Origin of the sequence: Pseudomonas sp. App30 (assembly GCF_047947025.1) — a bacterium.
Taxonomy (GTDB): Bacteria; Pseudomonadota; Gammaproteobacteria; order Pseudomonadales; family Pseudomonadaceae; genus Aquipseudomonas.
Genome location: NZ_CP133165.1, coordinates 4,763,035 through 4,789,296 on the forward strand (window position 1 = coordinate 4,763,035; position 26,262 = coordinate 4,789,296).

A 26,262-nucleotide genomic window follows, 5' to 3' on the forward strand; every position below is an offset into this window, starting at 1 on the left:
GGATGGCACTGTCGTGCAGACATACTGGACGTTAGTCCAGAAAAGCTTGATCTGTCCCGAACGGATGCGTACCTTTGCCCGCTTTTCTCAGACCACCCCCCCTTTGGAGAGCGTCATGTCCGCTGATCTCGAGCATATCCGTCAAGTCATGGACGAGGCCGACTGCCTGTACACCGAAGCCGAAGTAGAGGCTGCCATCGTTCGTGTTGGCGCGCAGATCACGGCCGAGATGGCCGACAGCAACCCGGTGGTCTTCTGTGTGATGAACGGCGGCCTGATCTTCGCCGGCAAGCTGCTCACCCAGCTGAAGTTCCCGCTGGAAGCCAGCTACCTGCACGCCACCCGCTACCGCAATGAAACCAGCGGCGGCGACCTGTTCTGGAAGGCCAAGCCTGAAGTGTCGTTCATCGACCGCGACGTGCTGATCATCGACGACATTCTCGACGAAGGTCACACCCTGAGCGCCATCATCGACTTCTGCAAGCACGCCGGCGCCCGCGCCGTGCACACGGCCGTGCTGATCGACAAGGACCACGACCGCAAGGCCAGCCCAGGCCTGAAGGCCACCTATTCGGGCCTGCCGTGCATCGACCGCTACATCTTCGGTTATGGCATGGACTACAAGGGCTACTGGCGCAATGCCGCGGGCATCTACGCCGTAAAAGGCATGTAACCCGCCCGTAGCAGCGGCCAAAGGCCGCGTCACCGGCGCCGCCGCAATGCCTGGCACACCGCGTTCGGCCCGGACGCGGCCTGGCGGCCGCTGCTACGAGGGGTTGTGTAGCAGCGGCCAACGGCCGCGTCACCAGGAGGGTGTGCTAGAGTGCTGGGCTGCCTTCCAGGAGCTCGCCCATGCGTTCGATGATTGCCGCACTTGTCCTGCTGTCCAGTCTGCCCCTCGCCGCCGCCCCCCTGCACGCCCAGTTCCTGCCGCCCGATGACCTGGGCCTGCGCAAGGAACAGCCCGAACAACAGCAACTGCTGCAGATCACCGATTTTTCCGTGGTGGTGGGCAACCAGCGGCTATCCAACCAGCAGCCCATTCCGGTGACTTCCTCGGTGCTGGTGCGCCTCAAGGGCAAGCCACTGAACAAGGGCGCCACCATCGGCCAGGTGCTGCTGACCTTCGACGCCGAAAGCAAAAGCCTGAAGAAGCCCAACTACGACGACGCCAGCAAGACCCTCACGCTGAATTACCCGCTGGGCCAGTACCGCACCATCATGGACCTGCTGCGCAACGACACCGTGTACGTGCAGTTCCTGACCTACCCCAATGGCCATATCTGGGCTGACCTGCACACGGGCGCCGTTCACGCGCGTTGAGCCGCCTGGCGCGCGGGGGTAAACTCGCTGTCTTTGTGGGAGCTGGCAAGCCAGCTCCCACCTCCCAGAGCAGCGAGTTGGAGTGGGCAATGCGTAAAGACAAGAAGCAGCTGATTGGTGACGAGATCGGCGACGAGCAGGTCAAGTTGTTCCTGGAATTCGAACCGGTCGACGCCACTTCGCCGTCGCTGCACAAGCTGATCAAGGCCTACCGCGGCCTGCGCGTGGACGATTTCGAGCGCTTCGTGGGGTTCTTCCTTGAAGCCGGCTACGACCTGGATGGCAAGGACGAGCACGGCAACGACTTCATCGCCCTGATCCGTGACCAGCGCAACGCGCCGGACTACATCGAGATCGTCGAGAAAGCCCGCGGCTGATTTCCGTCAGCGCAAAAAAAACGCCCCGAGGGGCGTTTTTTCATGGGCGGCGTTTACGCCAGGTGCTGCTCGGCGGTGTTCGCCTGCGGCGCCAGTTCCAGCGCGGCGTCGCTCTGGGCGCTGACCCGGCGGTACAGGGCCGCGTCGGTTTCCAGGGCTTTCTCGCGGGCCGGGAAGATTTCCTTGAGCTTGGTGGTCCAGGCTTCGGAACGGTACTTCTCGGGGAAGCAGCGCTCGATCAGTTCCAGCATGATCGACACGGTCACCGAAGCGCCCGGCGAGGCACCCAGCAGGGCCGCCAGCGAGCCGTCGGCCGCCGACACCAGTTCGGTACCGAACTGCAGCACGCCGCCTTTCTTCGCGTCTTTCTTGATGATCTGCACGCGCTGGCCGGCCACTTCCAGGCGCCAGTCCTCGGCCTTGGCCTCGGGGTAGAAGCGGCGCAGGGATTCCAGGCGCTGCTCCATGGACTGCATCACTTCGCTCATCAGGTACTTGGTGAGGTCCATGTTGTCCCGCGCCACGGCCAGCATCGGGCCGATGTTGCCGGCACGTACCGACTTGGGCAGGTCCATGAACGAGCCATGCTTGAGGAACTTGGTGGTGAAGCCGGCGTACGGGCCAAACAGCAGGGAGGTCTTGCCGTCGACGACGCGGGTGTCCAGGTGCGGCACGGACATGGGCGGCGAGCCCACGGCGGCCTGGCTGTAGACCTTGGCCTGGTGGTGCTTGACCACCTCGGGGTTGTCGCAGCGCAGCCATTGGCCGCTGACCGGGAAGCCGCCGAAGCCCTTGCCTTCCTCGATGCCCGACTGCTGCAGCAGCGGCAGGGCAGCGCCACCGGCGCCCAGGAAGACGAACTTGGCGTCGACCTTACGGCTGTTGCCGCTGTTGACGTCCTTGATGGTGACGGTCCAGCCGCTGCCGTTGCGGGTCAGGTCGGTGACGCGCTTGCAGTACTTGACCTGGGCATCCGGGCCGGCAGCCAGGTGCTTGAGCAGCTTGTTGGTCAGGGCGCCGAAGTTGACGTCGGTGCCGTGCATGACGCGGGTGGCGGCGATGGCCTGGTCGGCGGGGCGACCTGGCATCATCAGCGGCATCCACTCGTTCATCTTGGCCTTGTCTTCGGTGTACTCCATGTCGGCGAAGGCGTGATGCTGTTTCAGCATCTCGTAACGCTTCTTCAGGAAGTCGATGCCTTTGTCACCCTCGACGTAGCTCAGGTGCGGGACCGGGTTGATGAAGGCACGGGCCGAACCGAAGGTACCCTGCTTGGCCAGGTACGCCCAGAACTGCTTCGACACCTCGAACTGGGCATTGATGTGCACGGCTTTCTTGATGTCGACCGAACCATCCTTGGCCTGCGGCGTGTAGTTCAGCTCGCAGAGGCCCGCGTGGCCGGTACCGGCGTTGTTCCACGGGTTGGAACTTTCCGCGGCACCGGAGTCCATCAGCTCGACGACTTCCAGCTTGATCGTCGGGTCCAGCTCTTTGAGCAGTACGGCCAGGGTGGCGCTCATGATGCCGGCCCCTACCAATACCACGTCGACTGCTTCGTTATGCGCCATTAACGCGTCTCCAAAATCTTCAGCACCAAATTGACAGCACGGCGTCCCGGTACACATCAGCAGGCCAGGAGTGCCATGTCCGACTCTTCGCAAAAAACGCAAGCTTGTGCGGACGCTACCAACCGGTCCAACAAGTCCCTATGAACTCATTTTCGGGCCCGGTGGGCAATTCGACTTAGGTCAATGCGCCCGCGTTGCCAGTGATCGACCTCAGGCTCCTGACAGGCAGGCGCGGCAGTGCCGACCGTACGGTGCTGAACCGGACGTTGTTAATGCATGTACAGATGCAAAACTGTTCATTTGCTCGCCACACTCTTGTGAAGTAGTGAAAACCGTTTTTTTCACGCTCTTTTGGAGTCGTGAACCTCAAAAAGGCTGCCATGAAGACGCGGGCAGCGGCAGGTCCAGCGAAGGGCGAAAGTGCCGAAAGCATCGGGCACACCGGCTTCAATTGGCCTGTGTGGGCGGCTCTCTGTGGGCTTTGGAGGGCTGGATGCGAGGCATCAGCGGTGTTGCGGGGCCCGATCAGGAGACGTCCTTATAATCGGGGGGAGATTATAACGATGAAACGCGCAGAAAAGATCTTTATTCGTGGAGTTTTCTTGCGCGGCACGTCAAGCGGTGGCCGCGTGACCGATTATCGCACCCTTCCGGGGTTTGGCCGGCGCTGGCTACATGACTTTTCCTACATTTGCGCGGGTAGGTTGAATGCTGGTTCCTGACAGGCCCGCACCGTTATACTGGCACCCTATCAATGCCTATTCCTGGAGAGATGAGCATGCTGCAACGCCTGTTGTTCGGTTTGATCGCTGTGACCACCCTGACGCTGGCCGGTTGTGCCAACAGTCCGCAGCAACTCAGCCCGCAACCCGTGCTGAACGCGCAGCTGGCGCCCGTTGGCCAGGGCCAGCCGGTGGTGGTACGCGTGGTGGATGGTCGTCCTTCGCCAACCCTGGGCACCCGTGGTGGCCTGTACCCGGAAACCAGCGCGGTGACCGTCAACGCCAACGACGTGATCCCCAAGCTGCAAGCCCAGGCTGAAGCCGCCGTGCGCCTGCTGGGCTACACCCCGTCGGCCAACAACGGCAGCGCGCCGGTGCTGACCGTGACCCTGGCCAGCCTCACCTATCAGTCGCCGAAAGAAGGCATGTACGTGACCGAGGCCACCATCGGCGCCAACTTCCGTGCCGACGTCAACAACAACGGTCGCCACTATGCTGGCGCCTACGGTGCCTCGCTGAACCAGCGCTTCGGCATGGCGCCGAACGTGGACACCAACACCAAGCTGGTCAGCGACGTGCTCAGCGACGCCCTGACCCGCCTGTTCAAGGACCCGAGCATCGGCCGCACCCTGGGCAACTGATCCAGGCGTCGTCACGAAAAAGCCCGCGCTCCTTCACAGGGGCGCGGGCTTTTTCATGGCCGAGGTTCAGGCGGCTTCGGCGTACAGCTCCAGGAAGCTGATGCCGGTGTCGGCGTCCAGCTCCGGGCAGTCGTCGTGGGGGCAGCCGGCCAGGGCGCAATAGACGAGCCAGTGGCGGTCGTGAACGTTGAACGATAAACCGTTGATCAGAGCTTCCTGCTCTTCACTCTGGGTAACCAGATACAGACGATCCTGATTCTGTGCATGCAACATGACCAGCTCCGTGTCGTGGGTGAGGGTGCACAGAGTGACGGGTTCTGATGACGGCGGTGTGACGCAGGTCAATGCATCGATGTGCTGGCCTCATCGCGACCAAGGTCGGCTCCTACCAGGGCCTGCGTAGGAGCCGACCTTGGTCGCGATGGGGGCGTGCGTTACAGCGGCAGGCCGGCTTTTACGCGGTACTGGTTGCGCACCGGGGTGGCGTATTGCAGCACCAGGTAGGGGCGCTGCTCGGCCGGGCAGGCTTCCAGGCGGCGGGCCCATTCGGCGCGGGCTTTGTCCAGTTCCTCGGCGCCGAACACGTCGCTGGCGGCCGGCACGGCCAGGCTCGGGTCGGCGTCGGCCCATTGCGCGTAGGCCAGGTAATGCACCGGGAACAGGCGGTAGCCAGCGAGGATCTGCCGGTCAATCTCAGCCGCCAGCAGCTTGGTGTCCTCGAACGCCTGGCTGATGGGCGGGGCGAAGTTGATGTGCACGCGGCCTTTGTAGCCGGTGATGCCCTGGGCGATGCTGATGTCATCCTCGCCCGGCGCCTTCTTGTAGGTGCCGGTGGTGGCGCGGGTGTACAGCTCGCGGGCCTTGGCCAGGTCGCAGGGGTCGTATTCGTAGCTGATCGACACCGGGGTCAGGTTCAGCGACTGGATCACCTCGCCGAAGGCTTCGTCCTTGCGGCTCATGTGGAACATCTTCAGGATCGCCGAGTCGGTGCGGTCGTCACCGTCCTTGGCGCGGCCCTCGGCCTGGGCGATCCAGATGGACTGGCAGTCGGTGCGGATCGAGTGGTTGATGTACGCCGACAGCAGCTGGTAGGCCGCCAGCTTCTCGCGACGGCCGCTGATGGAGCGGTGCACGATGAAGCTCTTGTTCAGGCGCATCAGGTCGCTGACGAAGGGCTTCTGCAGCAGGTTGTCGCCAATGGCGATGCGCGGCGTGGGCAGCCCGGCGTGGTACACGGCGTAGTTGACGAAGGCCGGGTCCATGACGATGTCGCGGTGGTTGGCCAGGAACAGGTAGGCACTGCCGGACTTGAACTGCTCGACGCCGGTGTAGGTCACACCGTCAGTGGCACGATCGATGGTGTGATCCACGTAGACTTCGACTTTATCCTGCAAGGTCGCGACACTTTCGATGCCGGCGAACTCGCGGCGCAGCCGATGAGCTATAAGAGGTTTGAGCAGCCAGCCGAATGCACCGGCCAGGCGCGGGAAGCGGAAGTGGGTGAGGATATCGAGGAACGCCGGGTCGCTGAGCAGGCGTGCCAGAACGGCAGGGACCTCGGCGTCGTCGTACGGTCGGATGGCATCGAATTCGCCCATCATGCTCTCTTGTTGGAAACGGCTAGGGTAATGAAGTAAGGGCATATCAATAGCCCTTCAAATAGACCGGCGATTATACGCACAAGTCACTACCGGGAGACGGTCATGCTGTTCCAGGAAAGCGAAGACATCGAGTGCCCCTACTGTGGTGAAACGATTCCGGTGCTGCTGGACTTGTCTGGCGGCGATCAGGAATACGTGGAAGATTGTTCCGTGTGTTGCAAGCCCATCCGCTTCATACTGCAAGTGCACGATGATGAGTGGATGCTCGACGTCAAAGGCGAGAACGATTGATGCAACGTATCTATGACCCGGAAAGCCTGCTGGAAGCGGAAATGCTGTTGGGCATGCTCGACAGCGAGGGCGTGGCCGCGCACCTGGTGGGGCGCGACCTGGTGGGCGGCATCGGCGACCTGCCGGCCATCGGCCTGCTGGGCCTGACCGTGGCCAATGACCAGGCCGAGCACGCACGCCAGCTCATCGCCGCGTACAATGCCGCCTTGCCGCTGCCGGGCGAAGAACCGGATAGTTTCCAGGGCGTGCTGGTGTGTTGAGCCGCGCGCCCGTCATCTGAAGAGTCTTGTTGCCCCATGTGTGGACGTTATGCGCTGTTTCGCTGGTCGCCGGCCTTTGCCGCCTTGCCCGGCTTTCCTGCCGACCAGCAGGCGCAATGGAACATTTCCCCCGGCGATTCAGTGCTGATGCAGCGCAACCTCGACGGCCGCTTGCAACTGGACCGCGCCCGCTGGGGGCTGACCCCGCCGTGGCTCACCGACCTGTCGCGCACCCCGGCCCAGGGCCGCGCCGAAACCCTGGCCGAACAGCCGATGTTTCGTGATGCGCTGCGCCTGCGTCGCTGCCTGCTGCCGGCCAACGGCTTCTACGAATGGCGTGGCACGGTGCGCAAGCGGCCGTTCTGGCTGACGCCAGGGGAGGGCAGTTCGCTGTTTTTCGCGGCGGTGTGGGAGGCGTATCCGGTGCAGGAGCAGGTGTGGCTGAGCACCGCGGTGGTGACCCAGGCGGCCATGAGCCAGCGCCGGCCGTTGATTCTGGATGCCGCGGGGCAGGCAGCGTGGCTGGACCCCGCAACGCCGTTGCCGGCGCTGCAGTCGTTGCTGGCCAGCAACCCCGTCGCCTTGCGCGAGCGGCCGCTGGCCAACCTGGTGAACGATCCGAAGCTCAATGCGCCGGAGTGCTTGACCCCGGCGTAAATGACGCGCCCCCACCCGTAGCAGCTGCCGAAGGCGGCGTCACCAGGCGACCCGGATCGTCAGCCCACCCAGCCGCTGACCTGCATGGCCTTGTACACCGCCACCACCGCCAGCACGAAGAACGCACAGGCCGCCAGGCGACGAATCAGGGTGAGCGGCAGTTTCTCGGCGGCGAAGTTGCCCGCCAGCACCACCGGCACGTTGGCCAGCAGCATGCCCAGGGTGGTACCCAGGATCACCAGCAGCAGGTGCGGGTATTGCGCCGCCAGCATCACGGTAGCGACCTGGGTCTTGTCACCGATTTCCGCCAGGAAGAACGCGATCAGGGTGGTCAGGAACGGCCCGAACTTGCGTGCGGTGCTGGCCTCGTCGTCGTCCATCTTGTCGGGCACCAGGGTCCACAGCGCGGTGGCGGTGAAGCTGGCGGCCAGGATCCAGTGCAACGTTGCATCCGAGAAGAAACTGCCGAACCAGGCCCCCACGGCGCCGGCGGCGGCATGGTTGGCGAGGGTGGCGGCGACGATACCGGCGATGATCGGCCATGGCTTGCGGAAGCGCGCAGCCAGGATCAAGGCGAGCAATTGGGTCTTGTCGCCGATCTCCGCCAGGGCAACGATCGCGGTAGGGACAAGAAGTGATTCCAGCATCAGGATTTCCTATGGGGGCGGGTCGACACGGCTATGACACGTACAGCCTCCCCGCCCCGGGTAAGGTGTGCGTGTCATAGGTCTTGTCAAACCCTGAGCCTGTCTGATGCAGGCTGTGAGGTCGCATGCGCCATGGTCTGTGGACCAAGTATGTTGACGCATGCCATGCAAGCTGTTTGCTTGCGGGAGACTACTCCCCTAGGACGGAGCGGATTCTGCCTAGGGAATTTCATTTGGGCAAGCGAAGAATTTAATCAGCGCGTTGCCTGGTAAATCTTGAAACCCTGGCCTTCGGCGCGCACGTGGCAGCTGCCCAGGTGCTCTTCGATGAGCGGTTGGTAGCGTAGGAAGCTATTGGCAACAATGCGCAGTTCGCCGCCTTTTTTCAGATGTTGTGCCGATTTTCGCAGCAGGTTTTCCGAGGCCTGGTAGTTGGTGTGCACCCCGGTGTGGAACGGCGGGTTGCTGACGATCGCGTCCAGGTACAGGGGCGCCGCGTCGATGCCGTCGCCGGTGATCACCTCGCCTTCCAGGCCGTTTGCCGCCAGGGTCATGCGGCTACTGGCCGCAGCGAAGGCGTCCACGTCCAGCAGGGTCAGCTGGCTGTCGGGGTAGCGACGCTTGAGGCTGGCCCCCACCACGCCGGCGCCGCAGCCGAAGTCCAGCACGTGGCCGCGCGGCAGGCCGTCCAGGTGCTCCAGCAGCAGCGCGGTGCCGCGGTCGAGGCGGCCGTGGCTGAACACGCCGGGCAGGGTGATGACCGTCAGCGGGCCGTCGGCCAGGGGCAGTTCGTAGCGCTGGGCCAGGCTGTGCAGCTCGATGGCGGCGGGCGCCGTGTCGATGTTGACCTGCCACAGCTGGCAGTGGCGGGCGCTGTCCAGCTTGCGTGGCTTGCCCAGCGCCTGCAACTGCTTGGCCGCGCCTTCGATGCCACCGCGTTTTTCCCCTACCAGGAACAGCGGCTTGCCGCCCAGGCGCGAGGCCAGGGCGTTGAGCAGGTAGTTGGCCAGCTCCCGGGACTTGGGCAGGAACAGCACAGCGGCGTCGAAGTCGCCGGCCGGCGCCTCGGTGCCGAAGTGGCTGCGGGCACCGAAGCGGGCGTTCAGGGCATTGTGGTCGCCGGCGTGCCAGCACCAGCCGTGGGCGTCGGGCAGCGTGCCGAGCAGGTCGTCGGCGGGCAGGCCTGCCAGCAGCAGGCGGCCCTGGAACAAGTCGGCCTGGCGAAGCAGCACTTCACTGCGCGGGTCCATGGTGGGGGCTCCTGGTCAAAAACCGGCGATTCTACCAGAGCCGCCCGGGGTCAGTTGACCTGGCGCAACGGCGTGCCGCTGAAATGCGCCGTGGCGTTTTCCACCACCTGGCTGACGATGCGCTGCCGCGCCTCGCGGCTGCCCCAGGCGCTGTGCGGGGTCACGATCAGCCGCGGGATGTCGTCGGCCAGCAGCGGGTTGCCGTGCACCGGCGGTTCCACGCTGAGCACGTCGGTGGCGGCGCCGCCCAGGTGGCCGGCGCGCAGGGCATCGGCCAGCGCCTGTTCGTCGATCATGCCGCCACGGGCGGTGTTGACCACGAACGCGCCGGGCTTGAGCAGCGCCAGCTCGGCGGCGCCGATCATGTTGCGGGTGTGCTCGTTGAGGGGGCAGTGCAGGGTCAGCGCGTCGACCTGCGGCAGCAGCTCGGCCAGCGCCAGGCGGTCTTCGCGCGGCGGCCGGCCGGGCAGTTGCCCCAGCAGCACGCGCATGCCGAACGCCTCGGCCAGGCGCGCCACCGCGCTCCCCAGCTCGCCGTGGCCCAGCAGGCCCAGGGTCTTGCCTTCCAGCTCGACGATGGGGAAGTCCAGCAGGCAGAACTGGCTGGAGCGCTGCCATTGGCCGGCGGCGATAGCCTTCTGGTAGTCCGGCAGGCGGGTGGCCAGGGCCAGCAACAGCATCAGCGTGTGCTGGGCCACCGACGGCGTGCCGTAGCCCTGGCAGTTGCACACGGCGATGCCGCGGGCGCGGGCGGCGGCCAGGTCGACGTTGTTGGTGCCGGTGGCGGTGATCAGGATCAGTTGCAGGTCGGGGCAGGCGGCGATGGTTTCGGCGTCCACCACCACCTTGTTGGTGATGATCACCTGGGCGTCGCGGCAGCGTTCGATGACTTCTGCGGGGCGGGTGGAACCGTGCAGGTCCAGCGGGTTGAAGGCCTGGTGCAGGGGGGTTAGGTCGAGGTCGCCCAGGTCCAGCGAGCTGTAGTCGAGAAACACGGCGCGGCGCAGATCGGTCATCGGTCGGACTCCATGTGAGGTAGGTTTCACGCGGGAAAAATCCTACACGAATTTTCCGGTGGATTTGCTTTGTGAAAATTCAGTGCTAGATTTTCATGAAAATTATCCAATAAAAATTCACGGGCCGGTCCATGTTCAAACAATCCGCGCAGCACGTGCAAAGCTATTACGCCCAGACCTACCCCCAGGGGCTGCCCTTGCGCCCGCGCCTGGAAGGCACACTTGAGGCCGATGTGCTGATCATCGGCGGCGGCTTCAGTGGCCTGCACACGGCACTGCGCCTGGCCCTGAGTGGCCAGCGGGTGGTGGTGCTGGAGGCCAGCCGCCTGGCGTGGGCGGCGTCCGGGCGCAACGGCGGCCAGGCGCTGCTGGGCTGGTCGTGCGACATGGCCCCGCTTGAGCGCGGGCTGGGCCTGGCCGGGGCGCGCGAGCTGTGGGACAGCATGGTCTGGGCCAGCCAGGAATTGCGCGAGCTGCCCGGCCGCCATGGTTTCGACGTCGACTACCGCCTGGGCAGCCTGTGGGCGGCGGTGCGCGACAGCCGCGTGCAGCAGCTGCGCGACGCCCAGCGCGAGGCGCGCGAGAAGTGGGGCGACGACCAGGTGCGCTTCATCGACCGCGACGAGTTGCCCCAGTGGATCGACAGCCCACGCTACAAGGCCGCGCTGCTCGACCCGCGCGGCGCCCACCTCAACCCGTTGAAACTGGCCCAGGGCCTGGCCGCCGCCATCGAGCAGGCCGGCGGCCGCCTGTTCGAACAGAGCCAGGTGCTGGGTTACCGCCGTCACGGCGAGGGGTTCGTCGCCCGCACCGAGCACGGTGAAGTCAGCTGCGACGTGCTGGTGCTGGCCTGCAACGCCTATCTGGACGGCCTGGACCGCAGCATTTCCAGCCGCGTGCTGCCGGTAGGCTCGTACCAGGTGGCCACCGAACCGCTGGCCCCGGCGTTGGCGCAGTCGCTGCTGCCGCGCAACAGCTGCGTGATCGACAACCAGTTCGTGCCGGACTATTTCCGCCTGACCCCGGACCACCGCCTGCTGTTCGGCGGCGGCTGCACCTACCTGGGCGGCATTCCCAAGGACGTCGCCACGGCCACCCGGCCGTACCTGGAGCGCGCGTTCCCGCAGCTCAAGGGCGTGGCGCTGGACTACGCCTGGGGCGGCCATATCGACATCAGCATGAAACGCACCCCCGACGTCGGCCGCGATGGCCAGTGCTACTGGCTGCAGGGCTTCTCCGGCCACGGCGTGCTGCCCACCCTGGCGGCAGCGAAGGCGGTAACCGACGCCATCGGCGGCGACGCGCGGTTGCTGCGCCTGTACCAGGCGCTCGACAATCCGCGCTTTCCCGGTGGCCGCTGGCTGGCCGCCCCCCTGGAAGCCGCCGGCAAGGCCTGGTACCGGCTTCGTGACGTAATTTGACGGGCATCTCCCATGAACATGCAGGCAGAAATCGACAGCCTCGCGATCCTGATTCGCGACCTCCGCAAGCACAAGAACCTCACCCTGGGCGAGCTGGCCAAGCGCATCGACCGCTCGGTGGGCTTTCTGTCCCAAGTGGAGCGCGGGCTGTCGCGCCCGACGGTGGCCGACCTCACCGCCATCAGCGAGGCGCTGGGCGTGCCCACTACCTATTTCTACGCGCCGGAGCGCCCGCGCGCGCGCCAGTGGGTTACCCGCCCCAGTGACCGCCGCACCCTGTACTACGCCGGCGGCATCACCGACGTGCTGGCCTCGCCGACCATCGCCGGCGGCTTTTCCATGCTTGAAAGCCACCTGGCGCCGGGCGCCACCAGCGGTGACGGGCACCTCAACGACAGTTCCGAGCAGGGTGGGTTCGTGCTCGAAGGCGAGCTGACCGTATGGCTGGACGGCGACGCCGAGCCGGTGACCCTGCACGCCAACGACAGCTTCCAGCTGCCGCCCCACGCCCAGTTTCGCTACGCCAACCGTACCGACCAAGCCACCCGCGTGTTGTGGGTGTTCAACTGATCGATAACAAGGATAAAAAACGATGAGCCCCGCCACCCCCGACCTGCTCAGTGAAGTGCGCGCCTTCCGCGCCAGCCATCCGCAGGTGCGTTACGTCGACCTGATTGCCCTGGACATCCCCGGGCACTTCTACGGCAAGCGTTACCCGGTGGAAATGCTGGAAAAGGTCGCGGCCGGTGGCCCCCTCAAGCTGCCGCAGAACTGCGTGCTGCTGGGCGCCCAGGGCGGGCTGCATGCCATTGGCGATTACTGCTTCAACGACGGCGACCCGGACGCGCCGCGCCGGCTGATTCCCGGCACCCTCAAGCCGGTGAGCTGGGAAGGCCAGCCCCTGGGGCAGATGCTGATCAGCTCGGATGGCACCGCCGCGCCTATCGAGTTCGAACCGCGCGAGGTGCTGGCGCAGGTGATGCAGCGCCTGGCGCGCAAGGGCATTCGCCCGGTGGTGGCCTTCGAGCTGGAGTTCTACCTGTTCGACCGCGCGCTGAAGGACGGCCTGCCGCAATTCCCCCGCGACGCCAGCACCGGCGATGCAGACGACCAGCCCAACATGCACATCGAGCGCCTGTCGCGCTACGCCGCGGTGCTCCATGACATGGTCGAGACCGCCAACCAGCAAGGGGTGGAGGCCAACGTCATCACCGCCGAACTGGGCCCGGGCCAGTTCGAGATCAACTTCGCCCACTGCGACGACGGCCTGCGCGCCGCCGACTGGGCCGCGTTGTTCGCCCGCAGCACCCGCGGCGTGGCGCTCAAGCATGGGCACCGCGCCAGTTTCATGAGCAAACCCTACCTGCACGCGCCCGGCAGCGGCATGCACGTGCACGTCAGCCTCTACGACGCCGCCGGCAACAACCTGCTGGCCGCCGATGACCAGCGGCCGCTGCGCCACGCGGTGGCCGGTTGCCTGGCGCTGCTACCCCATTGCATGCCGATCTTCGCGGCCAACCACAACGCCTTCCGCCGCTACGGCGCCATGGTCAACGCCGCCAGCCGCGCCAGCTGGGGCTTCGAGGACCGCGACGCGTGCATCCGCATCCCTGAGTCCGACCCCCGCAACCTGCGCATCGAACACCGCCTGGCCGGGGCCGACGCCAACCCGTACCTGGTGCTGGCGGCCATCCTCACTGGCATGGAACACGGCCTGGAGGCGGGGCTGGAACCCATCGCCCCGCTCAATGAAAACCGCCAGAGCGGCATCGACTTTCCCAAGGACATGCTCGACGCCGTGCGCCACATGCAGGGCCATGCCGCGGTGCGCGAGGGGCTGGGTAGTGAATTTGTCATGGTTTATTGCGAAAACAAGCGCCAGGACCACCTGGCGTTCCTCAACGAGATAGCCGCGCGCGAGTACCGCTGGTTCCTCTGAAAAACACGCCGCCCCGCCCTGCGTAGCCGCTGCCGCAGGCTGCGCTGGCCTTGTGCCTCACTGCAGATTTCCAGTGTACACAAAGGCCAGCGCAGCCTGGCGGCAGCGGCTACAAGGGTTTTTTGTTATCTTCGGGGTTTTGTAACTGCCTATGACAAAAGCCCTTGGAGGCCCCTGATGTACTGGACGGAATTTCTCACCGTTGCGCTGATTCACCTGCTGGCCGTCGCCAGCCCCGGCCCCGATTTCGCCGTGGTGGTGCGTGAAAGCGTGACCCACGGCCGGCGCGCCGGCACCTGGACGGCCCTGGGCGTGGGCTCGGCGATTTTCCTCCACGTGGGCTATTCGCTGCTGGGCATCGGCCTGATCGTGTCGCAGTCCATCGTGCTGTTCAACGCCCTGAAATGGCTGGCCGCCGCCTACCTGCTGTACATCGGCTTCAAGGCCATTCGCGCCAAGCCCGCAGCGCCAGGCGCCGAGGCCTTCAAGGCCGAGCCGCAGCAGCGCAGCCCCAAGGCTGCCTACGTCGCAGGTTTCATGACCAACGGCCTGAACCCCAAGGCCACGCTGTTCTTCCTGTCGCTGTTCACCGTGGTCATCAATCCCCACACCCCCTTGCTGGTGCAGGCAGGCTATGGTGTATATCTGGCATTCGCCACCGCGGCCTGGTTCTGCCTGGTGGCCATGTTGTTCAGCCAGCAGCGCGTGCGCGACGGCTTCGCCCGCCTGGGCCACTGGTTCGACCGTGGCATGGGTGCGGTATTGATCGCCCTGGGCGTGAAAATTGCTCTGACTGAAATGCACTGAAGCCCCCGGGGGCATGGCAGGCTGGATGCCATCATCGGAAATAATTTCCAATGATTATGCTGTGCCCCGCAGGGTCTAAAGTGTGAAAGTATTTGCCATGCATTTGCACTCAGAATAGGGATCCTCATGATGCAGACTCGCGTTATTCCGCCGGCCGATGGTGCTTACCAATACCCTCTGTTGATCAAGCGGCTGCTGATGTCGGGCAGCCGTTACGAGAAAACCCGCGAGATTGTCTACCGGGATCAGTTGCGCTATAGCTATGCAACGCTCTCCGAGCGCATCGCGCGCCTGGCCAACGTGCTGACCGAGGCGGGGGTAAAGGCGGGCGACACCGTGGCAGTGATGGACTGGGACAGCCATCGCTACCTGGAGGCCATGTTCGCCATTCCGATGATTGGCGCGGTGGTGCACACCGTCAACGTGCGGCTTTCCCCCGAGCAGATCCTGTTCACCATGAACCACGCGGTGGACAAGCTGGTGCTGGTCAACAGCGACTTCGTCGGCCTGTACCAGGCCATTGCGCCGCACCTGACCACCGTCGAGAAGACCCTGCTGCTGACCGACGGCGCGCAGAAGACTGCCGAGTTGCCCAACCTGGTGGGCGAGTATGAGCAACTGCTGGCCGCGGCCAGTCCGAAATACGACTTCCCCGATTTCGACGAGAATTCGGTGGCCACCACCTTCTACACCACCGGTACCACCGGCAACCCCAAGGGCGTGTACTTCACCCACCGCCAGCTGGTGCTGCACACCCTGAGCCTGGCCACCGTCACCGGCAGCCTCGACAGCACCCGCTTCATGGGCACCAACGATGTCTACATGCCCATCACGCCAATGTTCCACGTGCATGCCTGGGGCGTGCCCTACGTGGCCACCATGCTGGGCATCAAGCAGGTCTACCCGGGCCGCTACGAGCCGGAAATGCTGGTGGAGCTGTGGAAGCGTGAGAAGGTCTCGTTCTCCCACTGCGTGCCGACCATCCTGCAGATGCTGCTCAACTGCAAGACCGGCCAGGGCCAGGACTTCGGCGGCTGGAAGATCATCATCGGCGGCAGCTCGCTGAACCGCGCGCTGTACGAGGCCGCCAAGGGTCGCGGCATCCAGCTGACCGCCGCCTACGGCATGTCCGAGACCTGCCCGCTGATTTCCGCCGCGCACATCAACGAAGAGCTGCTGGCGGGCCTGGAAGACGAGCGCACCACCTACCGCATCAAGGCCGGCGTGCCGGTGCCGCTGGTGGAACCGGCGATCATCGACGCCGACGGCAACTTCCTTCCCCACGACGGCGAGACCCAGGGCGAGCTAGTGCTGCGCGCACCCTGGCTGACCATGGGCTACTACCGCGAGCCCGAGAAGGGCGCCGAGCTGTGGAAGGGCGGCTGGCTGCACACCGGTGATGTGGCCACCCTGGATGGCAACGGCGCCATCGACATTCGCGACCGCATCAAGGACGTGATCAAGACCGGCGGCGAGTGGGTGTCGTCGCTGGAGCTGGAAGACCTGATAAGTCGTCACCCGGCGGTCAAGGAAGTGGCCGTGGTCGGCATCGCCGACGCCCAGTGGGGCGAGCGGCCGTTCGCGCTGTTGGTGGTGCACGAAGGCCAAAGCGCCGATGCCCGCGCCCTCAAGGACCACCTGCAGCCGTTCGTCGAGCTTGGCCACATCAACAAGTGGGCCATCCCCAGCCAGATCGCCGTGGTGCCGGAAATTCCCAAGACCAGCGTCGGCAAGCTGGACAAGAAGAAAATCCGCCTCGACATCGCCGAGTGGCAAGCCAGCAACAGCAGCCTGCTGTCCACGCTGTAACGCCTGCCCCGTAGCCGCTGCCGCTGGCAGCGGCTACGGGTCTCCTACACGCTGTGCTGAACCGGCTGGCAGCCGGCTTCCTGCCACCTCCATACATTCAGTCTTTTGCCACGCAAAAGGATATGTATGGAACCTTCTTCCTCCCCATTCGCGCAGGTCACCCGCGTCGGGCTGTTCTTCGACGGCACCGGCAACAACGCGGCCAATGCGCCTTGCGCTGACACCCCGCCGGCCAACCGCAGCGGCAGCCATGCCACGGCCCCCACCAACATCTTCAAGCTCAGCCAGCTGTATAGCGGCCCGGGGGTAAAAGCGTTGTATATCCCGGGCATCGGCACCCAGGCCGGCCAGCCTGACAGCCTGCTGGACAGCGCCCTGGGGCGCGGGCGTTCGGGCGTGCTGGCGCGGGCCGAGCAAGGGCTGAATGCTATCCGGCAGCTAACCGGCAAGCCGGTAATCGTCGACCTGTTCGGCTTCAGCCGCGGTGCCGCGGCCGCGCGCCATTGCGCCAACCTGCTGCTGCAGGTGCCGGGCGTCAGCGTTGGCTTCATCGGCTTGTTCGACACCGTGGCGGCGGTAGCGGGCCCCGTGAACCTGCAACTGCACCTGGACCCGGCACGCTTTGCCAACGTGGTGCACCTGGTGGCGCGCGACGAACACCGGGCGCATTTCCCCTTGGCCCAGGTGTGCGCCGGGCATGTGGAAATCGAAGTGCCGGGGGCGCATGCCGACGTCGGTGGGGGCTATTTCGCGCTGGAGCGGGAGCAATTGTTGGTGGGGCGCATGCAGGCGCTGACGGTGGCGGCGGGCACGGCGGTCGAGGCGACCTCGATTTATCGCGAGGCCCAACGGCTCAGGGCGGGATGGTTGAGCCGGGGCTGGCCAGCGGACTGCCTCAAGGTACTGGCACCGGCACCGACGCCGGTGCTCGACCGTCAGCAGCCTGCGCAACAGCGGGTGTATGCCGGCGTGCAGCTGGAGCGCGAGGTGCGCGGGGAATTGTCCCAGGTCTACCTGCGCGTCATGCGCGAATGGGCGGTTGCCCGCGGGGTGCCGCTGGCGCCAGTGGCGAGTGCGCTGCCGGCGGAGCTTGAACCGCTGTGCCAGGGTTTCCTGCGCGGCTATTTTTCCCTGTCGCGGGTGGAGGAGGAATGGTTGCGGCTCCAGTACATCCACCTTTCGGCCCACTGGACCGCGCCGGCGATAGTGCAAGGCAATCAGCCGCGCTCGGGGGCCACGGCGTTGTATATCAATGCCCCGGCGGCCAACGGCAGGCGTGTGCGGCGGCGTTACTGACGCAGCCTGTAGCAGTGGCCGCCAGGCCGCGTCACGAGCGGCGCGTACTTCGTTTGGCTTATGACGCAGCCTTCGGCAGCTGCTACGGGTGGGGGTGTACGGGGTAGAATGCAGGCATCGAACGGCAGCAGAAAGAGCCATGAACGCTACCCACCCTACGTTGATCCGCGAAACCTTCCCGGTCGGCCCCCTGCAGTGCAACTGCACCATCATCGGCGACCCCATCAGCAAAAAGGCCATCGTCGTCGATCCGGGCGGCAACCCCGACCTGATCATGGCACGCCTGGACGCCCATGGCCTGAAGGTGGTGAGCATCATCCACACCCATGCACACCTGGACCACTTCCTGGCCTCGGGCCAGTTGAAGGAGAAGACCGGGGCCACGCTGCACCTGCACAAGGACGACCAGTTCCTGTGGGACAACCTGGAGATGCAATGCCAGATGTTCGGCGTGCCCTACACGCCAGTGCCGCCGCCGGACCGCTGGCTGGGCGATGACGAAGAGCTGGCCTGCGGTTGCGGAGTGGCGCTGCATACGCCTGGGCACACGCCCGGGTCGATGAGTTTCTGGTTCGCCGACGCCAAGCTGCTGATCGCCGGGGACACGCTGTTCCGCCGTGGCATCGGCCGCACGGATTTGTGGGGCGGCGATCAACGGACTATCGTTCGTTCCATCAAGGAGCGTTTGTACCGCCTGGACGAAGACGCCACGGTGGTCACCGGGCACGGCCCGGACACGCGCCTGGGGGACGAGATGCGCGAGAATCCATTTGTTCGTGTCTGAATGTTACTTCACGGAATTCTGACCATTTAAGGTGTCTAATTGGCGCAGCAGTCTGCTCGTCAACAGCCGCTGTTTTACCACTGCAAGTACAGGAGTTTCCTGAAATGTCGCGTCGCCTGATTATTGCTGCCACCGCCGTTGCCCTGCTGGCCGGCTGTGCCTCGCAAAACAACCCGTATGACAACCAGAGCCAGGGTTCTGGCGTGAACAAGACCGCCACCTACGGCGGCCTGGGCGCCCTGGCCGGCGCGGTGGCAGGTGCTGCCATCGACCACAACAACCGCGGCAAGGGCGCGCTGATCGGCGCGGCATTGGGCGGTGCCGGCGGCGCCGGTTATGGCTACTACGCCGACAAGCAGGAGAAGGCCCTGCGTGCCTCCATGGCCAACACTGGCGTGCAGGTACAGCGTGAAGGCGACCAGATCAAGCTGATCATGCCGGGCAACATCACCTTCGCCACCGACTCGTCGTCGATCGCGCCAAGCTTCTACTCGCCGCTGAACAACCTGGCTGGTTCGTTCAAGCAGTACAACCAGAACCTGATCGAGATCGTCGGCTACACCGACAGCACCGGCAGCCGCCAGCACAACATGGACCTGTCCCAGGCCCGTGCCCAGAGCGTGGCCACCTACCTGACCTCCCAGGGCGTGGACCCGTCCCACGTGTCGGTACGCGGTGCCGGCCCTGACCAGCCCATCGCCAGCAACGCCGATGCCAACGGCCGTGCGCAGAACCGCCGGGTAGAGGTCAACCTCAAGCCGCTGCCGGGTGCGCAGTACCAGCAGCAGTAAATGAAAAATCCCGCCTCATGGCGGGATTTTTTTGTGGGAGCTGGCTTGCCAGCGAGCTTTTGGGCCCATCGAAAAACTCGCTGGCAAGCCAGCTCCCACCTGTCAGTGTTTCATCTTGTCCAGCGCTTCATCCTTCGCCACCCACAGCTCGTTCACCCACTGCTGGAACTGCGCCCGGTACTGCACGTCCTGGTCGTAGCTGCGGCCGATGAACTGCGCCGGGATGGCGATCTCTTCCAGCTGCACCGTCACGTTGCGCACCCGCCCGCACAGCAGGTCCCAGAACCCTGGGCGGCCGCCCGGGTAGTCGATGGTGACGTTGACGATGGACTCCAACTGCTCGCCCATGGCATCCAGCACGAAGGCGATGCCACCGGCCTTGGGCTTGAGCAGGTGCCTGAACGGCGACTGCTGCTGGGCGTGCTTGGCCGGGGTGAAGCGCGTGCCCTCGGCGAAGTTGAAGATGGCCGTGGGCTTGCCGGCGAAGCGGGCGCAGGTGCGGCGCGTGGTTTCCAGGTCCTTGCCCTGCTTCTCCGGGTGCTTGGCCAGGTAGGCCTTGGAGTAGCGTTTCATGAACGGGAAGCCCAGGGCCCACCAGGCCAGGCCAATCACCGGCACCCAGATCAGTTCCTGCTTGAGGAAGAACTTCAGCGGCCGAATGCGCCGGTTGAGCACGTACTGCAGGGCCAGGATGTCGACCCAGCTCTGGTGGTTGCTGGTGATCAGGTACGAGTGCTGGTAGTCCAGCCCCTGCAGGCCACTGACCTGCCAGCGGGTGCGGCACAGCAGTTTCATCCAGCCCTTGTTCAGGGTGATCCAGGCTTCGTGGATGTGACGCATCAGCACGTCGGTCACGCGCTGCGCCGCCGGGAAGGGCAGGCACAGCTTGAACAGGCTGACGATGAACAGCGGGGTGCAGCACAGCACGGTGTTGCACGCCAACAACAGCGAGGCGATCACGCCTCGCACTGGCGCCGGAATCGGTTTCATGGGGTTTCCTGGTTAGCCACGCGGCGGTGAGCCTGGATGGCGGTGAGGGCGATGGTGTAGACGATGTCGTCGACCTGGGCGCCGCGCGGCAGGTCGTTGACCGGCTTGCGCAGGCCTTGCAGCATGGGGCCCAGGCTGACGCAGTCGGCGCTGCGCTGCACCGCCTTGTGGGTGGTGTTGCCGGTGTTCAGGTCGGGGAACACGAACACCGTGGCGCGCCCGGCCACCTCGCTGTTGGGGGCCAGCTGGCGGGCGATGGTCTCGTTGGCGGCGGCGTCGTACTGCAGCGGGCCGTCGATCAGCAGGTCGCGCTGGGCCTCGCGGGCCAGCAGGGTGGCTTCGCGCACCTTCTCGACGTCGTCGCCACTGGCCGAGTCGCCACTGGAATAGCTGATCATCGCCACGCGCGCGGGAATGCCGAAGGCCTCGGCCGAGTCGGCGCTCTGCCGGGCGATTTCCGCCAGCTCGCCGGCGCTGGGGTGCGGGTTCATCACGCAGTCGCCGTACACCAGCACCTGGTCGGGGAACAGCATGAAGAACACCGACGACACCAGGCTGCAGCCCGGCGCGGTCTTGATCAGCTGCAGGGCCGGGCGGATGGTGTTGGCGGTGGAGTGCACCAGGCCCGACACCAGGCCGTCGACCTCGTCGAGGGCCAGCATCATGGTGCCGATCACCACGTTGTCTTCCAGCTGCTGCTCGGCCATGGGCGCGTTCAGGCTCTTGCTCTTGCGCAGCGCCACCATGGGTTCCACGTAGCGCTCGCGCACCACTTCCGGGTCGAGGATCTCCAGCCCCTCGGGCAGCACGATGCCCTGGGCGCTTGCCACCGCGTGCACGTCCGCAGGCTTGGCCAGCAGCACGCAACGGGCGATGCCGCGGGCCTGGCAGATGGCCGCCGCCTGCACCATCAGCGGCTCGGCGCCTTCAGGCAGGACGATGCGCTTGTTGGCGTGCTGGGCGCGCTGGATCAGTTGGTAGCGGAACACTGCCGGCGACAGCCGCAGCTCGCGCGGGGTGCCGCAGCGCTGGTGCAGCCAGTGGGCGTCGAGGTGGCTGGCGACGAAGTCGGTGATGATCTCCGCGCGCTCGCGGTCATCGATGGGTATTTCCTTGTTCAGCTGGTTGAGCTGGGTGGCGGTGTCGTAGGAGCCGGTGCTCACCGACAGCACCGGTAGCCCGGCCTGCAGCGCACCGCGGCACAGCTCCATCAGGCGTGGGTCGGGCAGGGTGTCGCTGGTCAGCAGCAGGCCGGCCAGGGGCACGCCGTTGAGGGCGGCCAGGCTCACCGCCAGGATGATGTCGTCGCGGTCGCCGGGGGTCACCACCAGCACGCCGGGCTTGAGCAGCTGCAGGGTGTTGAGCACGGTGCGCGCGCAGATGATGATTTTCGACATGCGCCGGGTTTCATAGTCGCCGGCGTTGATCACCTGGGCGCCCAGCAACTCGGCCACGTCGCGGGTGCGGGGGGCGTTGAGGTCGGCCTGGTAGGGAATGCAGCCCAGCAGGCGGAAGTCGCCGCCACGCAGCAGCGGCGAGTGTTCCTTGAGGCGCGCTGCGAAGGCTTCCAGGCTCTCGTCGGTGCGCACCTTGTTGAGGATCACCCCGAGCACCTTCGGGTCGCGCGGGCCGCCGAACAATTGCGCCTGCAACTCCACCCGGCCGGACAGCTCGGCCAGCACTTCGGTCTCGCTGGCGGCGGACACCAGGATCACGTCGGCGTCCATGCTCTTGGCCAGGTGCTGGTTGACCCGCGCCGCGTAGCTGGCGTGGCGGGTGGGCACCATGCCCTCGACAATCAGCACGTCCTTGCCCACCGACGCCTGCTGGTACAGGGTGATGATTTCCTCCAGCAGTTCGTCCAGCTGGCCGTCGCCCAGCATGCGCTCGACGTGGGCCAGGCCCAGGGGCTTGGGCGGGTTGAGGCCGTGGGTGCGCGCCATCAGTTCGGTGGAACGTTCCGGGCCGGTGTCACCGGGGTGCGGCTGGGCGATGGGCTTGAAGAAACCGACGGTCAGGCCGGCACGCTCCAGGGTGCGCACCAGGCCCAGGCTGATGGAAGTGAGGCCGACGCCGAAATCAGTTGGCGCGATAAAAAATGTCTGCATGCGAGCTTCCCGAATGAGCACTGCGCGGGCGTCGGCCTATGGCTGGCCGATCGCGAAATCAGTTGCCAAGGGTATCGTTATCCTCCAGCCGTGCACACCAGCCGCAGCGAAAGCTTTTGCCTATTTGTTGTGCGCGTTGTTGCGGGTCCAGCACCCACGGGCGCGACTGCCAGGGCGGCTGGTGGCGCAGGTGCTGGGTGTGGCCGCAGGACAGCACGGCGACCCAGTCGCCGTGTTCGTCGCGGATGAAATCTACGATTGTGATGGCGCTCATCGGTTCCGTTGGTCCGGGTTGCGTTCGCTTTCGGGCGACGCCTTGGTTACACTTGTTCGTTCTACATTCTTATGCAAAAAGGTGTCGCCCCATGCCGATCGCTGCCAACAAGGCTGTCTCCATCGACTATACCCTGACCAACGACGCTGGTGAGGTCATCGACAGCTCCGCCGGCGGCGCGCCGCTGGTGTACCTGCAAGGCGCAGGTAACATCATTCCAGGCCTGGAAAAGGCCCTGGAAGGCAAGGACGTCGGTGAAGAACTGACCGTTGCCATCGAACCTGAAGAAGCCTACGGCGAGTACTCGGCCGAACTGGTCAGCACCCTGAGCCGCAGCATGTTCGAAGGCGTCGACGAACTGGAAGTGGGCATGCAGTTCCACGCTTCCGCGCCGGACGGCCAGATGCAAATCGTCACCATCCGTGACCTGGACGGCGACGACGTCACCGTCGACGGCAACCACCCGCTGGCCGGCCAGCGCCTGAACTTCCAGGTCAAGATCGTTGCCATCCGTGACGCCAGCCAGGAAGAAATCGCCCACGGTCACGTGCACGGCGAAGGTGGTCACCACCATTAATCCGCGCGCGTAAGCCCGGATAGCCAAAAGGCGTCCGTTTGGGCCTGATGAAATCTCGCAAGAGTGCTCATCGGGCTTGGACGGGCGCCTTTTTTGTCTGCTAGTGTTTCGCACAGCGCCTTTGCGCCACAGGGATATGGAATAGGGGAGTTAGTCATGAGTATTTTCCACGACCTTAAACTGCAGGCGCTCGACGGCCAGGAACTGCCCCTGGCGCCCTTCAAGGGCAAGGTGGTGCTAGTGGTGAACGTGGCGTCCAAATGTGGCTTGACGCCGCAATACGCCGCCCTGGAGAACCTGTACCAGACCTTCAAGGACAAGGGGTTCAGCGTGCTGGGCCTGCCGTGCAACCAGTTTGCCGGGCAGGAACCGGGCAGCGAGCAGGAGATCCAGCAGTTCTGCAGCCTCAACTACGGGGTGACGTTCCCCCTGAGCGCCAAGCTGGAGGTGAACGGTCATGGCCGCCACCGCCTCTACCAGCTGCTGGCGGGCGAGGGTGCGGAGTTCCCCGGTGACATCACCTGGAACTTCGAGAAGTTCCTGGTGGGCAAGGATGGCCGCGTGCTGGCGCGTTTCTCGCCGCGCACCGCGCCGGACGATCCCACGGTGGTCCACGCCATCGAAAAAGCCCTGGGCTGAGGCCCACGTGGCCGGGCCCTCGTGCCCGGCTAGCGGCGCTTATCACTGCAATCAATAGTGCTGTCAGCCACGCTGGCGGCGTTTTATGCTGCGGGTCTTTGAGCCATCTTTCAGAGGATCTGCGCATGTCGGTCAACGCTCTGTTCAAGCCGTTCCAGTTGGGTGCCCTGCAGCTGCCGAGCCGCGTGGTGATGGCGCCCATGACCCGTTCGTTCTCGCCCGGTGGCGTGCCTACCGCCAAGGTGGTGGAGTACTACCGCCGTCGCGCCGCCGCCGGCGTCGGCCTGATCGTCACCGAAGGCACCACCGTGGGCCACAAGGCCGCCAACGGCTACCCGCACGTGCCGCGTTTCTACGGCATCGACGCGTTGGCAGGCTGGAAGCAAGTGGTGGACGCGGTGCACGCCGAGGGCGGCAAGATCGTTCCGCAACTGTGGCACGTGGGCAACGTGCGGCGCCTGGGCACCGAGCCTGACGCCGCGGTGCCGGGCTACGGCCCCCAGGGCAAGGTCAAGGACGGCAAGGTGCTGATCCATGGCATGACCCACCAGGACATTGCCGACGTGATCGCCGCGTTCGCCCAGGCCGCTGCCGACGCCAAGGCCATCGGCATGGACGGCGTTGAGATCCATGGCGCCCATGGCTACCTGATCGACCAGTTCTTCTGGGAAGGCACCAACCAACGCGATGACGAATACGGCGGCAGCCTGGCCAAGCGCTCGCGCTTCGCCATCGAGCTCGTCCAGGCCGTGCGCGCCGCCGTGGGGCCGGGCTTCCCGATCATCTTCCGTTTCTCGCAGTGGAAACAGCAGGACTACAGCGCGCGCCTGGTGCAGACCCCGGAAGCCCTGGGGCAATTCCTGCAGCCGCTGGCTGACGCCGGGGTGGACATTTTCCACTGCTCGACGCGGCGTTTCTGGGAGCCGGAATTCGAAGGCTCCGACCTCAACCTGGCCGGCTGGACCCGCCAGCTCACCGGCAAGCCGACCATCACCGTGGGCAGCGTTGGCCTGGACGGCGAGTTCCTGCAGTTCATGGTCGACACCGACAAGGTGGCGCAGCCCGCCAGCCTGGAAAACCTGCTGCAGCGCCTGAACGCCGAGGAGTTCGACCTGGTGGCGGTGGGCCGTGCCTTGCTGGTGGACCCGGACTGGGCCGCCAAGGTGCGTGACGGCCGCGAGCAGGACATCCTGCCCTTCAGCCGGGAAGCGTTGACGAGCCTGGTTTGATCGCAAACCCGCCCATGCGTTGCGCGGCGGCCTGACAGGCGCCGCGAAGCTGGGTTTCGAATTGCTCGATGATCGCCGCCCAGCCCTGGCGGCTGGCGTGCTGGCGCGCGTTGAGGCGGATGCGGCGCAGGGTTTCGCTGTCTTCCAGTAGCCAGCCGGCGGCGTCGATGAAGGCTTCTTCGTCGCCCGGCATGGCCAGGGCGCCGTTGTGGCCGTGGCGAATGTGCTGGCCGGCGGCGGCCTCGTCGTAGGCCACCACGCCCAGGCCCGAGGCCAGGGCTTCGAGCACCACGTTGCCGAAGGTCTCGCTGAGGCTGGGGAACAGGAACACGTCGCCGCTGGCGTAGTGCATGGCCAGCTCCTCGCCGCGCTGGGCGCCACAGAAAATCGCCTCGGGCAGCTCCTGTTCAAGCTGCGCCCGTTGCGGCCCATCACCGACGATCACCAGCCGCATGCGCTGCAGCGGGTAATGCAGTTGCAGGGTCTGCAGGCTGCGCTTGAGCAGGCCGAGGTTCTTTTCCGGCGCCAGCCGGCCCACATGGATCAAGGCAATATCGTCCGGCCCCAGCCCCCAGCTGTCGCGCAGGGCCTGACTGCGCCGTGCCGGGTTGAACAGCTGGCTGTCCACCCCGCGCGACAGCAGCGCCAGGCGCTCGAAGCCGCGGCGTTCGAGGCTGTGGCGCTGGGTGGCGCTGGGCACCAGGGTCAGTTGGGTGCGGTTGTGGAACCAGCGCAGGTAGCCGGTGAGCAGGCGTGTCAGCAGGCCCAGGCCGTAGTCGCGGGTGTATTGCTGGAAATTGGTGTGGAAACCACTGACCACGGCGATCTTGAGGCGCCGCGCCGCGCGCAGGGCGTTCAGGCCCAGCGGGCCTTCGGTGGCGATGTACAGCACGTCGGGGCGCACCCGGCGCCAGCGCCGCAGCAGCTTGTGCATCGACGCCTGGCCCCATTGCAGGCCGGGGTAGCCGGGCAGTGGCCAGCCGCGGCAGAGCATCAGTTCGTCGTCTGCCCCATTCCGTTCGTCGACAGTTTGCCGCGGCCGCACGATCTCGACGTGGTGGCCGCGGGCCCGCAGGCCATCGCTCAGGCGGCCAAGGGTATTGGCCACACCGTTGATTTCGGATGGAAAGGTTTCGGTAACCAGGGTGATGCGCAGCGGTGGTGTGGTCATGGAACCAGTGTCGGATCAGGGGATTGCGGGCGTATTTCACCCCCGTGACGAATTCATGACGCCTACGCCCGGCG

Annotated in this window: 27 protein-coding genes, 1 pseudogene and 1 riboswitch; of the genes and pseudogenes, 18 read left to right on the forward strand and 10 right to left on the reverse strand. The window is 65.4% G+C overall.

Annotated features, from left to right (window positions below; all coding sequences use genetic code 11):
* Nucleotides 1–115: 115 nt before the first annotated feature.
* The 3 genes from RAM80_RS21985 (at nucleotide 116) to RAM80_RS21995 (ending at nucleotide 1,700) form a co-directional block, all read left to right on the forward strand.
* A complete protein-coding gene (locus RAM80_RS21985) occupies nucleotides 116–673 on the forward strand; it encodes a hypoxanthine-guanine phosphoribosyltransferase (protein WP_416422533.1) in 558 nt (185 codons plus the stop codon).
* A gap of 179 nt (nucleotides 674–852) precedes the next feature.
* Nucleotides 853–1,323 carry a hypothetical protein gene (locus RAM80_RS21990; RefSeq protein WP_416422534.1) on the forward strand — a complete coding sequence of 157 codons (471 nt, stop codon included), beginning with the start codon at nucleotides 853–855 and terminating at the stop codon, nucleotides 1,321–1,323.
* 89 nt (nucleotides 1,324–1,412) lie between these two features.
* Nucleotides 1,413–1,700 (forward strand): PA4642 family protein, encoded by a 288-nt coding sequence (locus RAM80_RS21995; protein ID WP_416422535.1) that lies wholly within the window; start codon nucleotides 1,413–1,415, stop codon nucleotides 1,698–1,700.
* 53 nt (nucleotides 1,701–1,753) lie between these two features.
* On the opposite strand, the gene mqo is transcribed toward RAM80_RS21995, so the two are convergent.
* Complete coding sequence (mqo, locus tag RAM80_RS22000; protein WP_416422536.1) at nucleotides 1,754–3,268, reverse strand: malate dehydrogenase (quinone); 1,515 nt, start codon at nucleotides 3,266–3,268, stop codon at nucleotides 1,754–1,756.
* 778 nt (nucleotides 3,269–4,046) lie between these two features.
* On the opposite strand from mqo, the gene RAM80_RS22005 reads away from it, so the two are divergent.
* Entirely contained in the window at nucleotides 4,047–4,631 is a 585-nt protein-coding gene (locus RAM80_RS22005; protein WP_416422537.1) for a YajG family lipoprotein, read from the forward strand.
* Between the two features lie 66 nt (nucleotides 4,632–4,697).
* Here RAM80_RS22005 and RAM80_RS22010 read toward each other — a convergent pair whose 3' ends face one another.
* Both RAM80_RS22010 and RAM80_RS22015 read right to left on the reverse strand, forming a co-directional pair.
* A complete protein-coding gene (locus tag RAM80_RS22010) occupies nucleotides 4,698–4,904 on the reverse strand; it encodes a hypothetical protein (protein WP_416422538.1) in 207 nt (68 codons plus the stop codon).
* A 161-nt stretch (nucleotides 4,905–5,065) separates the two neighbouring features.
* Entirely contained in the window at nucleotides 5,066–6,232 is a 1,167-nt protein-coding gene (locus RAM80_RS22015) for a 1-acyl-sn-glycerol-3-phosphate acyltransferase (protein WP_416422539.1), read from the reverse strand.
* 102 nt (nucleotides 6,233–6,334) lie between these two features.
* Here RAM80_RS22015 and RAM80_RS22020 point away from each other — a divergent pair, with 102 nt between their 5' ends.
* Genes RAM80_RS22020 through RAM80_RS22030 form a run of 3 tightly spaced genes read left to right on the forward strand, consistent with a single transcriptional unit; the run spans nucleotide 6,335 to nucleotide 7,440 of the window.
* Nucleotides 6,335–6,523, forward strand: a complete 189-nt coding sequence (locus tag RAM80_RS22020) for a CPXCG motif-containing cysteine-rich protein (RefSeq protein ID WP_008371118.1) — start codon at nucleotides 6,335–6,337, stop codon at nucleotides 6,521–6,523.
* Nucleotides 6,523–6,783: a putative signal transducing protein gene (locus RAM80_RS22025; protein ID WP_416422540.1), complete on the forward strand. Its 261-nt coding sequence runs from the start codon at nucleotides 6,523–6,525 to the stop codon at nucleotides 6,781–6,783. The genes RAM80_RS22020 and RAM80_RS22025 overlap by 1 nt, the downstream gene beginning before the upstream one ends.
* Before the next feature lie 36 nt (nucleotides 6,784–6,819).
* Nucleotides 6,820–7,440: an SOS response-associated peptidase gene (locus tag RAM80_RS22030; RefSeq protein WP_416422541.1), complete on the forward strand. Its 621-nt coding sequence runs from the start codon at nucleotides 6,820–6,822 to the stop codon at nucleotides 7,438–7,440.
* A 59-nt stretch (nucleotides 7,441–7,499) separates the two neighbouring features.
* On the opposite strand, the gene RAM80_RS22035 is transcribed toward RAM80_RS22030, so the two are convergent.
* The 3 genes from RAM80_RS22035 to RAM80_RS22045 all read right to left on the reverse strand — a co-directional run bounded on the left by RAM80_RS22035 (nucleotide 7,500) and on the right by RAM80_RS22045 (nucleotide 10,353).
* On the reverse strand, nucleotides 7,500–8,087 hold the full coding sequence (locus tag RAM80_RS22035; protein ID WP_027979127.1) for a TMEM165/GDT1 family protein: 588 nt from the start codon (nucleotides 8,085–8,087) through the stop codon (nucleotides 7,500–7,502).
* Nucleotides 8,088–8,176: 89 nt separating this feature from the next.
* Nucleotides 8,177–8,298: riboswitch (yybP-ykoY riboswitch) on the reverse strand.
* A gap of 43 nt (nucleotides 8,299–8,341) precedes the next feature.
* Complete coding sequence (locus RAM80_RS22040; protein ID WP_416422542.1) at nucleotides 8,342–9,337, reverse strand: methyltransferase; 996 nt, start codon at nucleotides 9,335–9,337, stop codon at nucleotides 8,342–8,344.
* Nucleotides 9,338–9,387: 50 nt separating this feature from the next.
* Nucleotides 9,388–10,353, reverse strand: a complete 966-nt coding sequence (locus RAM80_RS22045) for a 2-hydroxyacid dehydrogenase (protein WP_416422543.1) — start codon at nucleotides 10,351–10,353, stop codon at nucleotides 9,388–9,390.
* Nucleotides 10,354–10,484: 131 nt separating this feature from the next.
* On the opposite strand from RAM80_RS22045, the gene RAM80_RS22050 reads away from it, so the two are divergent.
* The 8 genes from RAM80_RS22050 to RAM80_RS22085 all read left to right on the forward strand — a co-directional run bounded on the left by RAM80_RS22050 (nucleotide 10,485) and on the right by RAM80_RS22085 (nucleotide 19,200).
* A complete protein-coding gene (locus tag RAM80_RS22050; protein WP_416422544.1) occupies nucleotides 10,485–11,774 on the forward strand; it encodes an NAD(P)/FAD-dependent oxidoreductase in 1,290 nt (429 codons plus the stop codon).
* Between the two features lie 12 nt (nucleotides 11,775–11,786).
* Nucleotides 11,787–12,344 carry a helix-turn-helix domain-containing protein gene (locus RAM80_RS22055; protein ID WP_416422545.1) on the forward strand — a complete coding sequence of 186 codons (558 nt, stop codon included), beginning with the start codon at nucleotides 11,787–11,789 and terminating at the stop codon, nucleotides 12,342–12,344.
* 22 nt (nucleotides 12,345–12,366) lie between these two features.
* Nucleotides 12,367–13,713 carry a glutamine synthetase family protein gene (locus tag RAM80_RS22060; RefSeq protein ID WP_416422546.1) on the forward strand — a complete coding sequence of 449 codons (1,347 nt, stop codon included), beginning with the start codon at nucleotides 12,367–12,369 and terminating at the stop codon, nucleotides 13,711–13,713.
* Nucleotides 13,714–13,890: 177 nt separating this feature from the next.
* Nucleotides 13,891–14,520, forward strand: coding sequence for a LysE family translocator (locus RAM80_RS22065; RefSeq protein WP_416422547.1), 630 nt, complete (start codon nucleotides 13,891–13,893; stop codon nucleotides 14,518–14,520).
* A 126-nt stretch (nucleotides 14,521–14,646) separates the two neighbouring features.
* Complete coding sequence (locus RAM80_RS22070; protein ID WP_416422548.1) at nucleotides 14,647–16,329, forward strand: fatty acid--CoA ligase; 1,683 nt, start codon at nucleotides 14,647–14,649, stop codon at nucleotides 16,327–16,329.
* Between the two features lie 126 nt (nucleotides 16,330–16,455).
* Nucleotides 16,456–17,625, forward strand: a complete 1,170-nt coding sequence (locus RAM80_RS22075) for a phospholipase effector Tle1 domain-containing protein (RefSeq protein WP_416422549.1) — start codon at nucleotides 16,456–16,458, stop codon at nucleotides 17,623–17,625.
* A gap of 139 nt (nucleotides 17,626–17,764) precedes the next feature.
* Nucleotides 17,765–18,409 (forward strand): MBL fold metallo-hydrolase, encoded by a 645-nt coding sequence (locus RAM80_RS22080; protein ID WP_416422550.1) that lies wholly within the window; start codon nucleotides 17,765–17,767, stop codon nucleotides 18,407–18,409.
* 104 nt (nucleotides 18,410–18,513) lie between these two features.
* A complete protein-coding gene (locus tag RAM80_RS22085) occupies nucleotides 18,514–19,200 on the forward strand; it encodes an OmpA family protein (RefSeq protein ID WP_416422551.1) in 687 nt (228 codons plus the stop codon).
* A 102-nt stretch (nucleotides 19,201–19,302) separates the two neighbouring features.
* Here RAM80_RS22085 and RAM80_RS22090 read toward each other — a convergent pair whose 3' ends face one another.
* The 3 genes and pseudogenes from RAM80_RS22090 to RAM80_RS22100 form a co-directional block, all read right to left on the reverse strand.
* Entirely contained in the window at nucleotides 19,303–20,190 is an 888-nt protein-coding gene (locus RAM80_RS22090; RefSeq protein ID WP_416422552.1) for an acyltransferase, read from the reverse strand.
* Nucleotides 20,187–22,298 (reverse strand): phosphate acetyltransferase, encoded by a 2,112-nt coding sequence (pta, locus tag RAM80_RS22095; protein WP_416422553.1) that lies wholly within the window; start codon nucleotides 22,296–22,298, stop codon nucleotides 20,187–20,189. The genes RAM80_RS22090 and pta overlap by 4 nt, the downstream gene beginning before the upstream one ends.
* A 58-nt stretch (nucleotides 22,299–22,356) precedes the next feature.
* Nucleotides 22,357–22,649 (reverse strand): annotated as a pseudogene (locus RAM80_RS22100) (DUF3565 domain-containing protein).
* A 14-nt stretch (nucleotides 22,650–22,663) separates the two neighbouring features.
* On the opposite strand from RAM80_RS22100, the gene RAM80_RS22105 reads away from it, so the two are divergent.
* The 3 genes from RAM80_RS22105 to RAM80_RS22115 all read left to right on the forward strand — a co-directional run bounded on the left by RAM80_RS22105 (nucleotide 22,664) and on the right by RAM80_RS22115 (nucleotide 25,017).
* A complete protein-coding gene (locus RAM80_RS22105) occupies nucleotides 22,664–23,149 on the forward strand; it encodes an FKBP-type peptidyl-prolyl cis-trans isomerase (protein WP_268145453.1) in 486 nt (161 codons plus the stop codon).
* A gap of 156 nt (nucleotides 23,150–23,305) precedes the next feature.
* Nucleotides 23,306–23,788, forward strand: coding sequence for a glutathione peroxidase (locus RAM80_RS22110; protein WP_416422554.1), 483 nt, complete (start codon nucleotides 23,306–23,308; stop codon nucleotides 23,786–23,788).
* 125 nt (nucleotides 23,789–23,913) lie between these two features.
* On the forward strand, nucleotides 23,914–25,017 hold the full coding sequence (locus tag RAM80_RS22115; RefSeq protein WP_416422555.1) for an NADH:flavin oxidoreductase: 1,104 nt from the start codon (nucleotides 23,914–23,916) through the stop codon (nucleotides 25,015–25,017).
* Here the strand turns inward: RAM80_RS22115 and RAM80_RS22120 are convergent.
* Nucleotides 24,986–26,188 (reverse strand): glycosyltransferase family 4 protein, encoded by a 1,203-nt coding sequence (locus tag RAM80_RS22120; RefSeq protein WP_416422556.1) that lies wholly within the window; start codon nucleotides 26,186–26,188, stop codon nucleotides 24,986–24,988. The two genes, RAM80_RS22115 and RAM80_RS22120, sit on opposite strands and share 32 nt — an antisense overlap.
* Nucleotides 26,189–26,262 lie beyond the last annotated feature (74 nt).

Bases quoted from the DNA above. Each gene is read 5' to 3' on its own strand.
- RAM80_RS21995 (WP_416422535.1), top strand. From the start codon at position 1,413: ATGCGTAAAGACAAGAAGCAGCTGATTGGTGACGAGATCGGCGACGAG.
- RAM80_RS22015 (WP_416422539.1), bottom strand. From the start codon at position 6,232: ATGATGGGCGAATTCGATGCCATCCGACCGTACGACGACGCCGAGGTC.
- RAM80_RS22035 (WP_027979127.1), bottom strand. From the start codon at position 8,087: ATGCTGGAATCACTTCTTGTCCCTACCGCGATCGTTGCCCTGGCGGAG.
- RAM80_RS22025 (WP_416422540.1), top strand. From the start codon at position 6,523: ATGCAACGTATCTATGACCCGGAAAGCCTGCTGGAAGCGGAAATGCTG.
- RAM80_RS22120 (WP_416422556.1), bottom strand. From the start codon at position 26,188: ATGACCACACCACCGCTGCGCATCACCCTGGTTACCGAAACCTTTCCA.
- RAM80_RS21990 (WP_416422534.1), top strand. From the start codon at position 853: ATGCGTTCGATGATTGCCGCACTTGTCCTGCTGTCCAGTCTGCCCCTC.
- RAM80_RS22020 (WP_008371118.1), top strand. From the start codon at position 6,335: ATGCTGTTCCAGGAAAGCGAAGACATCGAGTGCCCCTACTGTGGTGAA.
- RAM80_RS22010 (WP_416422538.1), bottom strand. From the start codon at position 4,904: ATGTTGCATGCACAGAATCAGGATCGTCTGTATCTGGTTACCCAGAGT.
- RAM80_RS22055 (WP_416422545.1), top strand. From the start codon at position 11,787: ATGAACATGCAGGCAGAAATCGACAGCCTCGCGATCCTGATTCGCGAC.
- RAM80_RS22045 (WP_416422543.1), bottom strand. From the start codon at position 10,353: ATGACCGATCTGCGCCGCGCCGTGTTTCTCGACTACAGCTCGCTGGAC.
- RAM80_RS22040 (WP_416422542.1), bottom strand. From the start codon at position 9,337: ATGGACCCGCGCAGTGAAGTGCTGCTTCGCCAGGCCGACTTGTTCCAG.
- RAM80_RS22005 (WP_416422537.1), top strand. From the start codon at position 4,047: ATGCTGCAACGCCTGTTGTTCGGTTTGATCGCTGTGACCACCCTGACG.
- RAM80_RS22065 (WP_416422547.1), top strand. From the start codon at position 13,891: ATGTACTGGACGGAATTTCTCACCGTTGCGCTGATTCACCTGCTGGCC.
- RAM80_RS22050 (WP_416422544.1), top strand. From the start codon at position 10,485: ATGTTCAAACAATCCGCGCAGCACGTGCAAAGCTATTACGCCCAGACC.
- RAM80_RS22075 (WP_416422549.1), top strand. From the start codon at position 16,456: ATGGAACCTTCTTCCTCCCCATTCGCGCAGGTCACCCGCGTCGGGCTG.
- RAM80_RS22110 (WP_416422554.1), top strand. From the start codon at position 23,306: ATGAGTATTTTCCACGACCTTAAACTGCAGGCGCTCGACGGCCAGGAA.
- RAM80_RS22105 (WP_268145453.1), top strand. From the start codon at position 22,664: ATGCCGATCGCTGCCAACAAGGCTGTCTCCATCGACTATACCCTGACC.
- mqo (WP_416422536.1), bottom strand. From the start codon at position 3,268: ATGGCGCATAACGAAGCAGTCGACGTGGTATTGGTAGGGGCCGGCATC.
- RAM80_RS22090 (WP_416422552.1), bottom strand. From the start codon at position 20,190: ATGAAACCGATTCCGGCGCCAGTGCGAGGCGTGATCGCCTCGCTGTTG.
- RAM80_RS22115 (WP_416422555.1), top strand. From the start codon at position 23,914: ATGTCGGTCAACGCTCTGTTCAAGCCGTTCCAGTTGGGTGCCCTGCAG.
- RAM80_RS22060 (WP_416422546.1), top strand. From the start codon at position 12,367: ATGAGCCCCGCCACCCCCGACCTGCTCAGTGAAGTGCGCGCCTTCCGC.
- RAM80_RS22030 (WP_416422541.1), top strand. From the start codon at position 6,820: ATGTGTGGACGTTATGCGCTGTTTCGCTGGTCGCCGGCCTTTGCCGCC.
- pta (WP_416422553.1), bottom strand. From the start codon at position 22,298: ATGCAGACATTTTTTATCGCGCCAACTGATTTCGGCGTCGGCCTCACT.
- RAM80_RS22085 (WP_416422551.1), top strand. From the start codon at position 18,514: ATGTCGCGTCGCCTGATTATTGCTGCCACCGCCGTTGCCCTGCTGGCC.
- RAM80_RS22080 (WP_416422550.1), top strand. From the start codon at position 17,765: ATGAACGCTACCCACCCTACGTTGATCCGCGAAACCTTCCCGGTCGGC.
- RAM80_RS22070 (WP_416422548.1), top strand. From the start codon at position 14,647: ATGATGCAGACTCGCGTTATTCCGCCGGCCGATGGTGCTTACCAATAC.
- RAM80_RS21985 (WP_416422533.1), top strand. From the start codon at position 116: ATGTCCGCTGATCTCGAGCATATCCGTCAAGTCATGGACGAGGCCGAC.